We start from the raw sequence: 13012 nt of genomic DNA, 5'->3' as shown, positions 1-13012 counted from the left end.
ACTCTTAAAAATTAATATAATTCTGCACGAGTTGAGCAAAATTTGCGGTGAATAATTTAATTGAAATTGCCAAAAGGATAATTCCGAAAACTTTCTGAAGGATCATCAAAGTAGCATCCCCAATTTTCTTCTCCAGCCATTTCGCTGATTTCAGCACCAAATATACGAAAATTGTATTAAGAATGATTCCGCAGATAATATTAATATCATGAAATTCAGCTCGCAGAGACAGTGCGGTTGTTAGGGTTCCGGCTCCTGCAACCAGCGGAAATGCGATGGGTACAATGGATGCAGCCTTTGCTTCAGTGGTTTTATTGATTTCAATTCCTAAAATCATTTCCAGCGCTATGACAAAAATCACAAAAGCTCCGGCAATGGCAAAGGAATTTACATCCACTCCGATAAGCTTCAGAATCTTATTTCCTACGAACAGGAAAACGATCATAATTGCTCCCGCAGTAATGGCAGCCTTTCCGGCTTCAATCTGTCCAAACTTCTGCTGAAGGCTTACGATAATAGGAACTGAGCCGATGATATCGATAACGGCAAAAAGAACCATAAAGCTGGTAACAATCTCTTTAAAAGAAAAACCATCAAAAATTTCCATCTCTTTGTAATTAAAAATTTCGCAAAAATATGAAAATAAACTGACTATTTGCTAATTTGTGAATATAAATTAACAATAGTTTTCAAAAGTTCTTCCAAAGCTTCAGCAGATTTCACAGGATTGTATTTTTCCATTTGAACTTTCTGCTGCAGTCTGCTGTATTCATCTGCAACTGAAGAACCCTTGTGTTTTTCAAGAAAAGTCTTAAACTCAGGGGTAGAGCCTTGGAAATACTGGCTTCTTACTTCCTCATCCAATTCTTCCAGCGTTACAAAGAACTTTTCATACTCTCCGTTATCTTTAAGGTTTTCCAGATATCCAAAATAATCATTGATATCTGTTTTCATCAATTCTCTGATCTCCTTTTCTGTTTCGGCCACTGAACCTAAAGGTTTTGACGGTACAGTTTCCCTAACTAATGTACGTTTTTTTTGCCAATTTTTAAATAGCAGATATGCAACGAATAAGCTGATCAGAATAGCAATATTGGTCAGAAGAATATTCCAGTGGAATTTGCTTTTTTCTTTTACTTTAAAAGAAGTGGTTTTTAATACCGGAGTATTTACCGTCTCCAAAAGGTTATTGGTATATTCATTCACTTTCTCCACTGTAGAACGTGCTTCCAAAATCTGGTCGTGGGAAAATGCATTCAGATCCAGTGTTTTCTGTCCAAGATCTACATATTCTTTGCTTTCAGGATCAAAGAAAGCAAATTGTTCCGTTTTAATTGAAATTACTCCTGATTTTTTAGGAATAATCACATAATTAGCCAGGATTTCACCTTTCATTCCTGAAGTTCCCGGAGCAACTTTTGAGGTAATTTTCGGGGCAAAAACTTCATAGTCCGGAGAGGCGGCAATCTTAGGAAGTTCCATATCAGGTAAATTACCTTCTCCTGAAACTTTCACCACTACATTCAGAGGCTTTTTGGCTTCCGGTTTTTCTTTGGAAGCATTGTATACGTTTACATTAAAGTTTCCAACAGCATTTTTAAAGCATTCGGGAGCTCCTTCAGGAAGCTTTCTTACGTTGATTCTGACTTTATTGGAAACAATTTTTGTTTTATTGGAATAGGTACTTACTGAAGCAGATACTCCGGGAACCTCCACATATCCAGCTTCATTAGGAAATACCATAAACATGGCCAGAACCTGCGAAGGCATATTTCCATATCCGGAAGGATCTATCTCAGACTTATTAAAATTAATAGGATGCACGTTGATATTGTCCTGCTGCGGAAGGTGGATATTTTTCACCTTTCTCAGGTTATCCATATTTCTGGAATACACTCTCAGAACAGCTACAGTAGGCTGATCCTGATAGACATCCCGATCATCAATTTCCATGTTCAGATACACATCATTGGAAGTATTTGCTGCCAGAGATCTTCTGTCGACAATATCACGGATATTGACATCAAAAGGTTCGGTTTTATAGATTCTGTTGTTGACGGTAACAAGAACGGAACCGATTTTTATTTTCCCTTTTTTCTTAGGTTCCAGAGCAATTCTGGAGACTTTTTGGGTAATTAAAGTATTGGTAGCAGGATCAATCACGGTATTCGTAACAGACCCGCTTCCTATAATATTAAATTTTGAAAGATCCGGAAGCTGGAAACCTGTCTGCTGTACAAGATCACTACCGTTAAGTTCAAGAACGATGGTCAGGTTGATGATATCTTTACCTGCATATTCGGTTTTATCTGCATCCATAGATAGATTTACCTGTCCGTAAGTAATTACGGATGCCAGCGTTAGCAATATGTAAATCAATTTATGCTGCATCACCAATCTTTTTCGTTGCTTTCAGGCATCGAATAAGAATTTTTGTTTAAAATTCTTCTGGCGGTTTCTTTTTCTTTTTCGTTTATTTTATCTAAGATCGCATTTTCAAGATTCTTTGGCATTCTGCCTTCATTATTTTGATTCTGCTTAGGATTGTCACCCTGGTCACTTTTACCTTCGTTTTGCGGGCCGTTACCCTGATCCTGTTTTTTGTCTTTGTCGCCTTTCTGATCATCTCCTTTGTTCTGATCATTTCCGCCGCCACCTTTTCCTGAGTTATTCTGTTCGTTTTTTTGCTGTTGTTTTTCTTTCTCTTTCAGTTTGGCAATCTCATAGTTTTTTCTGGTTACCTCACTGTGGGGATCCTGCTTCAAAGCTTTTTTATAATAGTCAGCCGCTTTTTCCGGCTGATTCATCTGCATATAAGCATTCCCCAAATTATGAAGAGCAGCTGCTTTATCAGGCAGTGTCTGTGAAAGTTTTTCTGCTTTTTCAAACTCAGCCTTTGCTTCTTCGTATTTTTTACTTTTATACAATGCATTCCCCATATTATAGTGAGCGGTAAAATCTTTATCATTGGATTTTATCGCTTCCATATATTTCGAAGAGGCACCTTCATAATCTTTACCGTCAAATTTCTGATTGCCTTCATACACTAAATTCTTATAGCTTTCCTGCCCAAACATGAAGCCTGAGAAAGAAATGGCAACAATAAACGATAAAAATATGATTTTAGTATTCATCACTTGCAAAATTATTCCTTTATATGTTAAGAAACAGAGTTTTATTTGTTAAAGTTCGGTTAAAGTACTTGTAGAATTTCTTCTATAAATAAAGGAATTCTACACATTAAAATCTTTTTTAGGATTAAAAATATAAATTAAAAAGAAAAACAGAAGAGATACTGCAAGAAAATACTGATAATAATGATTGGCATTCTGTGATTTCACCATAGTTTCCGCACCGGCAGATTTTTTATTCACTGCATCTACAATCCTGTCCGGAGCTTCATTGATATTATTTCCGTCAATATAAGTTCCATCTGTAGATTCCGCCATTTTCTTTAATGCTTCCGTCTGTCTTTTTGAAATCACGGTACCACCGTTGGCATCGGTTTTATATCCCATCAGCTGTCCGAACACATATTCAGGAACCGGCGCACCTTCATCTGTGCCCACTCCTACAGAAGTAATGCTTATTCCTTCTTTATTAGCTAATCTGATGGCAGCATTATCATTTCCTTCATTATCTTCACCATCACTCAGCAGAATCACTTTTCTGGATCCTTTGCTTACATTTTTAAATTTTTCAGCAGCAGCCTGCATTCCTTTCAGAAAATCCGTCCCCTGAATCTGCATAGAGCTGGTTTCAATACCGCTGATATAAGTTTCCACAGAATTATAATCCGTTGTAAGGGGCATAATAGACATGGCATTCCCTGCAAAAATCACTATACCTACTTTGTCATTATTCATTTTCTTCATGGTAGCCAGCATCAGGTTTTTAGCCTCTGTCAGACGGCTTGGATCTATATCTTCAGCATTCATAGAATTGGATACATCCAGCATAAAAATGACATTGTTCAGTTTCTGGGTACTTTTCACTTCTTCAGAACCGTTCAGAAGATCAATGATAGAAAATATCAGAAATAATGTTCCCAATAAATATAATGCAGGAAAAAACTTTGTAAATCCTGATCTTTTTTCAAATAAATTCTCGTGAAACTGGCTGGCAGCAAAAATTTCTCTTTTTTTATTTCTCCATTGTAAAAAACGGATCAAAAAAGAAGCTAACAGCGGCAGAAGCAACAGTAAAAATAAATACCAATAATTTCCTAAAGACCAACTCATCAGCTTAAAATTTTATAAAACACCCATCTCAACAATGCATCCAGCACCAGCATGGCCAGTGCAACCCAAAGGAATATTTTGAAATACTCTTCATAATTGTACAGCTTGGAAACCTTTACATCAGATTTTTCCAATTGGTTAATCTCATTATATACTTCTTCCAGACTGCTGTTTGAGGTAGCTCTGAAATATCTGCCTCCCGTTGTCTGAGCTATTTCTCTCAAGGTATTTTCATCAATGGTAACCTCTGTTTCAGTAAAAATAAGATCTCCAAAAATATCCTGCGATGTCGGCATCAGCGCATAGCCATTGGTTCCAATTCCGATTGAATATACCTTTATATTATTATTTTTTGCCAGTTCGGCAGCAACCTGTGGTGGAATCGCATTCTGAATATTGCTTACCCCATCCGTCATCAGGATCACCACTTTACTTTTGGCTTTACTTTTAATCAAATGATTCACTGCTACTGAGAGTCCTTCACCGATAGCTGTTCCAGGTTCAAGACCTGCAGAATTCAGATTTTTAATTTCATCAATAACTACCTGGTGATCTGAGGTTACCGGAACTTTTGTGAACGCTTCTGCAGCATATGCTACCACTCCTATCCTGTCATTGGGACGTTTCTGAACAAATTTTACAGCAATATTCTTCAGGGCGGTAATTCTGTCCGGGCTCAGATCCTTCGCCAGCATACTAAGAGAAACATCAATGGATAACATAATATCGACTCCCTTTGTATCATCTCTGTCCTGAGAAATGGTAAACGTTCTCGGCCTTGCCATGGCAATAATCAACGCAGAAAGAATGATATATTTTGATATTTTCAGCAAAAAAAGCACACCCTGGATACTCCCGCTGTGATCCATATTTTTTATGGTAGGAACTTTTATACCCTTTCTTTTATTTTTTCCAATATCTTTAATTAAAAGTGGAATAAACAGCAGAAAAAGCAGCAAAAACCATGGGCTGTAAAACTCAAAATTAAACATCCTTTCTTAAGTTTTCGAATTCTAAATCTTTGGATGATCTTTTCACAAAATCTCTGATATTGGCAAAATCTCTTTCCATGGTTTCCTGATCAGGAAATGTTTTGGCAAATTTCACCAGGTCTCCCCTAAGGAAAACATCTTCTATTATTTTTTCGTTGTCCTGCGAGATGGTATTATTTTTTTTCATGACCTCAATAAGATCATCGGTAAGAAGTACATCTGCAGGAAGGCAGTATTGTTTTGTAATGAAGGTTCTGGAAATATCGATCAGTTCCACATAAAACGAACGGAAGTTTCCTCGTTCAATATATTTTTTCTTTTTAAGAGAGTCGAGCTCTTTTAAGGTCTGGTTGGTTGCCACTACAGGAGAACTCTTTGATTTTCTTCCCCATTTTACAAACATAATAATAGCAATAACCAGTGCAATACCAGCCAATACAGCAAGGATATAAAACTTATAAAGCTCCCAATAATCTTTGGGTTCAAGTTTCACCTGCTTATTATTCATGATATCATTAATCTGATCTGCTTTTTGAGCCGTATTAATAACATCTATTTCGTAAGGAATCGTTTTAAGTATTCTGTCACCTACTTTGAATTCCAGTTCCGGAATGGTAAATTTTCCTTCTTCAAAAACAGCAAATTCTATCTTCCTTTCATAGGTGTTAGCCGTTTGTCCGATACTGTCTTTGGTTTCTTCAAAATGAAAAGGTAGCAGCTCATTTTTGGCTGCTGAAGTTACCTGTTGCTCATTAAGGTTATCAATCTTTATGGTAAGATGATTGATTTCTCCGAGAGCAAGGGTTTTCTTTTCTACGTTAGAGGATAATATCTGTGAAAAAGCATTTGCACAGATCAGAAAAGATAATATTAAAAGTATTTTTCTCAATGTTAAATAATAAGGCAAAACGCCTGATGTTTTTAAGTTACGGGCTCAGCCCGATGTTATTTTTTCTGAAAGTAATTATACAATAATTTTGAATAATCCGAACCGGTATTGATATTCATAAAACTGGCAGAGCTGTTGGCAAAGTCTTCTTCCAGCGCTCTGAGTTTTTGTTTTTGAGCTTCTGCGAAGGTATACCGCCATCTTGCACTGGAAGTATTGGCCCAGATCTCTTTTCCGGTTTCTACATCAAGTAATCGGGCATACCCAACGTCAGGGATTTCATTATCTTTTTCATCATAAATCCTCATTCCCAGCAACTGATGTTTCTTTGAAGCTACTCTCAGCATTTTGGAGTCATAGGCATCCTCAAAATCTGAAAACAGAAATACCAGAGATTTTCTTTTAAAAATTCCCATCATATATTCCATTGCCTTGTCTATTTTAGATTCTGCCGGAACATAATCTGCAGTGAGAATATTACTGATAATGGAAAGAATGTGTTTTCTTCCTTTTTGAGGAGGAATGACTTTATATACTTTATCAGCAAACAGGATCAATCCTACTTTATCATTATTACCAGCTGCTGAAAATCCTAAACTGGCGGCAATTTCAGCTACATATTCCCTTTTCAGCTGGACTTTTGTTCCATAATCCATGGAAGCGGAAATATCCACAAGAATCATCATTGTCAGTTCCCTTTCTTCTTCCATTACTTTTACGAATGGTTCACGGAAACGTGCGGTTTTATTCCAGTCGATTCTTCTGATCTCATCTCCAAACTGATAAGGACGAACTTCAGAGAAAGTCATCCCCTGTCCTTTAAAAGCGCTGTGATATTGCCCCATCAAAGCAGCCTCCGTCTTTTTTCTGGTACGGATTTCAATCTGCTTTACTTTTTTTACAATATCTTTTATCTGCATAGACGAATTCAAATTCAAAGTTTAATGTTCTAGTTTCGGAATCCGGGTTTTGGGTTAGTCATTAAACTCAATGGATACGTTCGACCACTCATTATCAAACTTTGTGTTGTATTTTTTATAAAAATTGATGGCTGGCTCATTCCAGTTTAATACCTGAAACACCATTCCACTGTAATTATTGGTTTGACCATATTCCAGTGTTGCATCAAATAATTTTTTTCCAATCTGCTTTCCTCTTAGCTTTTCAGTTACTACAAGATCTTCAAGATACAGCCTTCTTCCTTTCCAGGTTGAATATCTGTCGTAATACAGGGATATTCCAACTATTTCTCCTTCATATTCCGCTACAAAAGCTCCCCAAACAGGAGAAGTACCAAAACCATCCTGAGTAAAATCCTCTAAAGTCACGGTTACTTCATGCAGTGCTTTTTCATATTCTGCCAATTCTTTTATCAAATCCAGCATAGCAGCACAGTCCTGCTGAACTGCTTTTCTTATGATCACATCACTCATTATGGTGCCTGTATTTTTGCTAAAATTCTATTGATAATTTCCTCAGTTGTGATCTCTTCCGCTTCTGCTTCAAAGGTCAATCCCATTCTGTGTCTCAATACATCTTTTGCCAATGCTTTTACATCTTCCGGAATGACAAATGCTCTTCCTTTTAAGAAGGCGTAGGCTCTTGAAGCAATAGCAAGGTTGATGGATGCTCTTGGAGAAGCTCCGAAGCTGATATAATTTTTAAGTTCAGAAAGACCGTAATTTTCCGGATAACGTGTTGCGAACACCATATCCAGGATATATTTTTCAATTTTCTCGTCGAGATAAATCTGATTGATCAGTTCTTTTGCATCTACAATATCCTGAAGGGAGATTACAGGCTTAACCGTTGGCTGGTGTGAGGTTGAAACCATTCTCATCACCTGTCTTTCATCTTCAAAAGCAGGATAATCTATGGTACACTTCAGCATAAAACGGTCGCTTTGTGCTTCAGGAAGCAGGTAAGTTCCTTCCTGGTCAATAGGGTTTTGTGTCGCCAATACCAGGAACGGTTTTGGAAGCTTCATGGTTTCGTCACCAATCGTCACCTGTTTTTCCTGCATGACCTCCAGAAGCGCTGACTGTACTTTTGCCGGCGCACGGTTGATCTCGTCCGCCAAAACAAAATTCGCAAATACCGGCCCTTTTTTTATAGAAAAATCATTGTCTTTGATATTGAAAATCATCGTTCCCACTACGTCTGCAGGAAGTAAATCCGGTGTAAACTGAATCCTTGAAAAATCTCCATGAACAGCATCTGCCAATGTTTTTATCGCTAAGGTTTTAGCCAGTCCCGGTACTCCTTCAAGAAGAACGTGTCCGTTTCCCAAAAGCCCTACCAAAAGACGGTCTACCATGTATTCCTGTCCGATAATAACTTTGTTGATTTCCTGTCTCAGAAGAGTAAATAAGTAGTTTTTTTCTTTTACTTTTTCCGTCAATTGGCGGATATCTTCAGCTTGATATATCTCTGACATAGCTTGATTTAAAATAAGTGGTAAATTTCTGATAAATACTTGCATTAATCAACATAATAAATGCCATTTTTGAGTTAAAGTTTGTTAAAAAATCCCGTATTGATACAACTTGCAGAACTGCTGAAGTCTTAAAACTCAATAGTATGATCTGATTTTTTCATAAAAATATATAAAATTTGATTTAATCTCCTGCTCAAAAATTGTCATTTCCAGTTTATTAAACTATTTTTGGTGATTAAAAATTTTGCAAAATGAATTATCATTTTCAAGCACACAGACAGGTTAGAAAGAACCTTTTAGATATCCTTCAGAATACCTCTCATGAAGATCTGATCCTGATTCCGGATGGTTTCAACAACAATATTTACTGGAATATTGCTCATACTGTTGCCACACAGCAGCTATTGCACTATTACCTGAGCGGAAATCCTTTCCGTATAGACAAGTATTGGATTGAAACCTATAAGAAAGGGACTTTACCCAACTTAAATGTTCAGAAATCAGAAGTGGAAGATTTAGAATTTTTACTTACCGAAACTTCAAAGATTTTAATGAAGGATTATGACAGTGATTTCTTCTCAGACTATACTCCTTATACCACAAGTTTCGGAATGGATCTGAAAAGCATCCAGGATGCCATCATCTTCAACAATATGCACGAAACCCTTCACTATGGATATGTGATGGCACAAAAAAGAGCAATTTTAGGAGAGAAGTATTAGTTCAAAGTTTAAGATTTAAAGTTTAAGGTTATGGGGAATATTAAGAGATTTGAGGATTTAGAGATCTGGAAATTATCCCGACAGCTTTGTCATGAGATTTATAGTATTATTGAATCTACCAACCTTAAGAATAATTTTAAACTTAGCAATCAAATCGATGGATCTTCGGGGTCTGTAATGGATAATATTGCCGAAGGATTTGAAAGAAACGGGAATAAAGAATTTATACAATTTCTTTCTATTGCGAAAGCTTCCTGTGGAGAAACCAGATCACAATTGTATAGAGTTTTTGACAGGAGCTTTATTTCGCAGGAAAAATTTGAAACATTAATTGAGCAGACAGAAACGTTAAGTAAAAAGATCAGCTCTTTTATAAAATATTTAAATACAACAGATTTAAAAGGAACAAAGTACAAACCTTAAATTCAAAACTTTAAACTTTGAACTTTAGACTTTGAACCTTAAACATAAAATTTTAACAACTCAATGAAAGACGATTTTATTTTCGGGCTACGTCCCGTGATTGAAGCAATTGAAGCGGGAAAAACGATTGACAAGATCTTTGTGCAGAATGCACTTCAGGGTCCTATTTATGCTGAATTAAAAGCCATTTTAGCGAAAAATAAAATCCGTCCCAATTATGTTCCGGTTGAAAAACTGAACCGTTTTACAAGAAAAAACCACCAGGGTGTGGTAGCTTTTATTTCGGATGTACCGTTTCATAAAGTGGAGGATATTGTTCCACAATTATTCGAACAGGGAAAAACACCTTTCCTTTTAATTCTGGACAGACTTACCGATGTAAGAAACTTTGGAGCCATCTGCAGAACAGCGGAATGCGTAGGAATAGATGCAGTTATTATTCCTGAAAAAGGAGCTGCTCCTATCAATTCCGATGCGATAAAAACTTCTGCCGGAGCAATATACAATATCAAAATATGTAAGGAAAACAATCTTGCCCACACGGTAGATTTCCTTCAGCAAAGCGGAATTTCCGTATATGCAGCGAGTGAAAAAGCCCAGAAACTGATCTATGATGTTAATATGACAGAGCCATGTGCTATCGTTATGGGAAATGAGGAAACCGGAATTTCTAAAGAAGTATTACATCATGCTGATGAAAAAATAAAACTTCCTATTGAAGGAAAAACACAATCCCTGAATGTTTCTGTAGCATGTGGAGCGATTTTGTATGAAGCGGTAAGACAGAAAATGTCCGTGATACCTAATCCATAACCATGAAAATACAATCACTTTTACCTTTATTTTTTGTCCCGTTGGCTTTTAATGCCCAGACAAAAAAAACAGCAACAGACAACCGTCTTGCCACTGATCTTGATAAGATGGTTCAGAAAGAAGCTGTTGCTTATATGCAGGATCCTGCACGTGTAGGAATTTCAATAGGCATTTTTAAAGATGGTAAAAGTTATTTTTATAATTATGGGACAACAGAAATAGGGAAATCAGAACTTCCAACCTCCCAAAGTCCATATGAGATTGCATCCATCACAAAGACCTTTACCGGAACACTTCTGGCTCATGCTTTAGTAGATGGTAAAATCAAAATGGATGATGATATCCGGAAATATCTGGATGGAAATTATCCTAATCTTGAATTTGAAAAGCACCCGATAACAATCGGTAATCTAACCAATCATTCATCAGGATTGCCTCAGTTTTTACCGGATCAGTCTGAAACATTCAAAAAACCGATGGACTCTGTTGCCCTCGCATTGTCGGATTTTTATAAAAACTATTCAAAAAAGAATTTTTATGAGGATCTTCATCAGGCTAAAGTGGATTTTGTACCCGGAACAGAATATAAATATTCCAATGTCGGAACACAGATTGCCGGGGATATCCTGGAAAAAGTATATCATACAAGCTATGAAAACCTGCTTTCAGAGTATATCACAAAGCCTCTGAAAATGAATCATACTATTATTGGTACGAATTCTGCACAGCTATTGACTCGTTATAACGAAAAAGGAAAGATAATGCCCAGAAATTTCACAACCATTTTTGCTCCTGCAGGAGGAATCATTTCTACTACAGGAGATCTTGTGAAATACATGCAGTATCATCTGGATGAGAACAATAAATATGTGAAAGCATCCCATACTCCTTTTGTAAAAAGTGAAGGAGATGCTATTGGATTATATTGGAGATTGCACACCTATGAAGATGGAACTGAAACCGTTTATCATACAGGAGGTACATTTGGTTTTTCAAGTGTTCTTCAGATATATCCATCAAAAAACATGGGAGTCGTAGTACTTTCCAATGAATCGGATGGAGAATCTCAGGGAAAACTGCACGACATCGCAGATAATATATTAAGAAACAGTAGTAAAAAATAAAGTTAAAAAAATCGAATGAAGAATATTGCAGCGCTTGCGCTTATATCATCAATAGCTCTTGTATCTTGTAAAAAAGAAACAGCAAAAATAACGAAAGTAGATCCTAAAACCGGAAAAACAGTAACGGTAGAAGTTCCTGCTGATTCTGTAGCGAAAGTTTCAGAAAACCCTGCTATCAAAGATTCTGCGGGAGTTATTACACAGACTTTCAAGCTGGAAAAAGGTAAAACATATCCTCTTACCACTTATCAGAGAGATGTGAAGACTATGACTGACCCTCAGGGGAAATCCATCACCGCTACCAGCGAATCTACAGATGAGATGAATTTTGTAGTGGATGACATCAAAGGAAACGTATATGAAATGACGCTTAACCTTGTAGCAAAGAGAAGTTCTCAGTCGGCACAGGGAAAAACGGTAGTAGTAGACACCAAACTTCCTCTTCCTAAAGAAGATGATCTTAAAATGATCTGGAATGTAAACAAAGCGCTTACCGGAAACAAACTTCAGATGAAGATGGATACAAAAGGGAATGTAATTTCTATTACAGGATTTGATGCTGTTTACACAAAAGTAGGTAACGCAGTTGGTACACTTATCAAAGATGCCAATGAAAAAGCAAGCGTAGTAGCAAGCCTTAAGCAGTCTTTCAACGAAAAAGTACTGAAAGACCAGTTCCATAAAAACCTGATGATTATTCCTAAAAAAGGAGTTAAAATCGGAGAAAAATGGTCAACTTCTGAAAATGCTGACGCCAGCGGAGCTGTTAAAGTAACCTCTAATTATGTAATGAAAAGCTTAGGAAACGGAGCTGCAGAAATTGCAGTAACCGGAGGTATTCCCAAAAAAACAGAAAAGAAAACTCAGGGACCTATCACACACAGCCTGAGCAGTGAGCTTGTTCAGAACGGAACCATTAAGTTTGACGAAAGCACGGGATGGATTACCAACCAGAATATCAACGTAAAAACAACTCAGATAGAAACCATTTCCGATGGAAAACAGTCTCAGTCTATGAAAAGTATTTCCAATTCTTCGGTAATGGTAAACCCATCTGCTAAATAACTTGAATAAACATTCAGGGTTTAAAGTTTACATCTTAAACCCTGAACTTTAAACAAAAAAATTATGAAGTACATTCTTGAGTTAGTACTCACTGCCATTATTATTTTCTTTGTCTGGAATATTCTGAAAAGAATTTTCTTTAAGACATTCTATAGTTACCGTTTTAATAACAATAATCAAAACAACGGGCAGCAGGACATCAACAACTCGAATAAGAATAACAAAAAGAACCTTAAGTGGGATGCAGAAACGGTAGACTACGAAGAGGTGAAAGAGAGTAATGACAAAAGGTAAAAATTCCAAGAA

Annotated in this window: 15 protein-coding genes; 6 read left to right on the top strand and 9 right to left on the bottom strand. The window is 36.7% G+C overall.

Translation table 11 applies throughout. From position 1 onward, the window contains the following. Positions 1-4: 4 nt before the first annotated feature. The 9 genes from JNG87_RS13985 to JNG87_RS13945 all read right to left on the bottom strand — a co-directional run bounded on the left by JNG87_RS13985 (position 5) and on the right by JNG87_RS13945 (position 8559). Positions 5-607: a MarC family protein gene (locus tag JNG87_RS13985; RefSeq protein ID WP_062674416.1), complete on the bottom strand. Its 603-nt coding sequence runs from the start codon at positions 605-607 to the stop codon at positions 5-7. 44 nt (positions 608-651) lie between these two features. Then, the gene (locus tag JNG87_RS13980) at positions 652-2391 is read right to left on the bottom strand and encodes a BatD family protein (RefSeq protein WP_202838937.1); all 1740 of its coding nucleotides are present in this window, start codon (positions 2389-2391) and stop codon (positions 652-654) included. Next, positions 2391-3134, bottom strand: coding sequence for a tetratricopeptide repeat protein (locus JNG87_RS13975; protein ID WP_202838936.1), 744 nt, complete (start codon positions 3132-3134; stop codon positions 2391-2393). The genes JNG87_RS13980 and JNG87_RS13975 overlap by 1 nt, the downstream gene beginning before the upstream one ends. A gap of 99 nt (positions 3135-3233) precedes the next feature. Further along, the gene (locus JNG87_RS13970) at positions 3234-4241 is read right to left on the bottom strand and encodes a vWA domain-containing protein (RefSeq protein ID WP_202838935.1); all 1008 of its coding nucleotides are present in this window, start codon (positions 4239-4241) and stop codon (positions 3234-3236) included. Then, the gene (locus tag JNG87_RS13965) at positions 4241-5233 is read right to left on the bottom strand and encodes a VWA domain-containing protein (protein WP_202838934.1); all 993 of its coding nucleotides are present in this window, start codon (positions 5231-5233) and stop codon (positions 4241-4243) included. Before JNG87_RS13965 ends, JNG87_RS13970 begins: the two co-directional genes overlap by 1 nt. Beyond that, a complete protein-coding gene (locus tag JNG87_RS13960; RefSeq protein WP_202838933.1) occupies positions 5226-6122 on the bottom strand; it encodes a BatD family protein in 897 nt (298 codons plus the stop codon). The genes JNG87_RS13965 and JNG87_RS13960 overlap by 8 nt, the downstream gene beginning before the upstream one ends. A gap of 56 nt (positions 6123-6178) precedes the next feature. Then, positions 6179-7042, bottom strand: a complete 864-nt coding sequence (locus JNG87_RS13955) for a DUF58 domain-containing protein (protein WP_076597442.1) — start codon at positions 7040-7042, stop codon at positions 6179-6181. A 54-nt stretch (positions 7043-7096) separates the two neighbouring features. Next, positions 7097-7555, bottom strand: a complete 459-nt coding sequence (locus JNG87_RS13950; RefSeq protein ID WP_110010135.1) for a GNAT family N-acetyltransferase — start codon at positions 7553-7555, stop codon at positions 7097-7099. Then, complete coding sequence (locus JNG87_RS13945; protein WP_202838932.1) at positions 7555-8559, bottom strand: AAA family ATPase; 1005 nt, start codon at positions 8557-8559, stop codon at positions 7555-7557. The genes JNG87_RS13950 and JNG87_RS13945 overlap by 1 nt, the downstream gene beginning before the upstream one ends. A gap of 251 nt (positions 8560-8810) precedes the next feature. Here JNG87_RS13945 and JNG87_RS13940 point away from each other — a divergent pair, with 251 nt between their 5' ends. From JNG87_RS13940 to JNG87_RS13915, 6 genes are all read left to right on the top strand, one after another. Beyond that, on the top strand, positions 8811-9281 hold the full coding sequence (locus JNG87_RS13940) for a DinB family protein (protein WP_202838931.1): 471 nt from the start codon (positions 8811-8813) through the stop codon (positions 9279-9281). 30 nt (positions 9282-9311) lie between these two features. After that, a complete protein-coding gene (locus tag JNG87_RS13935; RefSeq protein ID WP_202838930.1) occupies positions 9312-9704 on the top strand; it encodes a four helix bundle protein in 393 nt (130 codons plus the stop codon). Positions 9705-9767: 63 nt separating this feature from the next. After that, positions 9768-10517: a 23S rRNA (guanosine(2251)-2'-O)-methyltransferase RlmB gene (rlmB, locus tag JNG87_RS13930; protein ID WP_062674398.1), complete on the top strand. Its 750-nt coding sequence runs from the start codon at positions 9768-9770 to the stop codon at positions 10515-10517. 2 nt (positions 10518-10519) lie between these two features. Beyond that, positions 10520-11641: a serine hydrolase domain-containing protein gene (locus JNG87_RS13925; RefSeq protein WP_123279401.1), complete on the top strand. Its 1122-nt coding sequence runs from the start codon at positions 10520-10522 to the stop codon at positions 11639-11641. Between the two features lie 15 nt (positions 11642-11656). Next, positions 11657-12706, top strand: a complete 1050-nt coding sequence (locus JNG87_RS13920) for a DUF6263 family protein (protein ID WP_110010141.1) — start codon at positions 11657-11659, stop codon at positions 12704-12706. Between the two features lie 63 nt (positions 12707-12769). Continuing rightward, on the top strand, positions 12770-13000 hold the full coding sequence (locus JNG87_RS13915) for a hypothetical protein (RefSeq protein WP_110010142.1): 231 nt from the start codon (positions 12770-12772) through the stop codon (positions 12998-13000). Positions 13001-13012: the final 12 nt, after the last annotated feature.

Source organism: Chryseobacterium cucumeris, assembly GCF_016775705.1.
Taxonomy (GTDB): domain Bacteria; phylum Bacteroidota; class Bacteroidia; order Flavobacteriales; family Weeksellaceae; genus Chryseobacterium; species Chryseobacterium cupriresistens.
The sequence above is the reverse complement of the archived record's forward strand: the minus strand, read 5'-3'. Positions and strand labels throughout refer to the sequence as shown.

Excerpts from the sequence above, each read along its gene's own strand:
- JNG87_RS13945 (WP_202838932.1), bottom strand. The coding sequence starts at position 8,559 with ATGTCAGAGATATATCAAGCTGAAGATATCCGCCAATTGACGGAAAAA.
- JNG87_RS13935 (WP_202838930.1), top strand. The coding sequence starts at position 9,312 with ATGGGGAATATTAAGAGATTTGAGGATTTAGAGATCTGGAAATTATCC.
- JNG87_RS13920 (WP_110010141.1), top strand. The coding sequence starts at position 11,657 with ATGAAGAATATTGCAGCGCTTGCGCTTATATCATCAATAGCTCTTGTA.
- JNG87_RS13925 (WP_123279401.1), top strand. The coding sequence starts at position 10,520 with ATGAAAATACAATCACTTTTACCTTTATTTTTTGTCCCGTTGGCTTTT.
- JNG87_RS13970 (WP_202838935.1), bottom strand. The coding sequence starts at position 4,241 with ATGAGTTGGTCTTTAGGAAATTATTGGTATTTATTTTTACTGTTGCTT.
- JNG87_RS13965 (WP_202838934.1), bottom strand. The coding sequence starts at position 5,233 with ATGTTTAATTTTGAGTTTTACAGCCCATGGTTTTTGCTGCTTTTTCTG.
- rlmB (WP_062674398.1), top strand. The coding sequence starts at position 9,768 with ATGAAAGACGATTTTATTTTCGGGCTACGTCCCGTGATTGAAGCAATT.
- JNG87_RS13915 (WP_110010142.1), top strand. The coding sequence starts at position 12,770 with ATGAAGTACATTCTTGAGTTAGTACTCACTGCCATTATTATTTTCTTT.
- JNG87_RS13975 (WP_202838936.1), bottom strand. The coding sequence starts at position 3,134 with ATGAATACTAAAATCATATTTTTATCGTTTATTGTTGCCATTTCTTTC.
- JNG87_RS13940 (WP_202838931.1), top strand. The coding sequence starts at position 8,811 with ATGAATTATCATTTTCAAGCACACAGACAGGTTAGAAAGAACCTTTTA.
- JNG87_RS13980 (WP_202838937.1), bottom strand. The coding sequence starts at position 2,391 with ATGCAGCATAAATTGATTTACATATTGCTAACGCTGGCATCCGTAATT.
- JNG87_RS13985 (WP_062674416.1), bottom strand. The coding sequence starts at position 607 with ATGGAAATTTTTGATGGTTTTTCTTTTAAAGAGATTGTTACCAGCTTT.
- JNG87_RS13950 (WP_110010135.1), bottom strand. The coding sequence starts at position 7,555 with ATGAGTGATGTGATCATAAGAAAAGCAGTTCAGCAGGACTGTGCTGCT.
- JNG87_RS13955 (WP_076597442.1), bottom strand. The coding sequence starts at position 7,042 with ATGCAGATAAAAGATATTGTAAAAAAAGTAAAGCAGATTGAAATCCGT.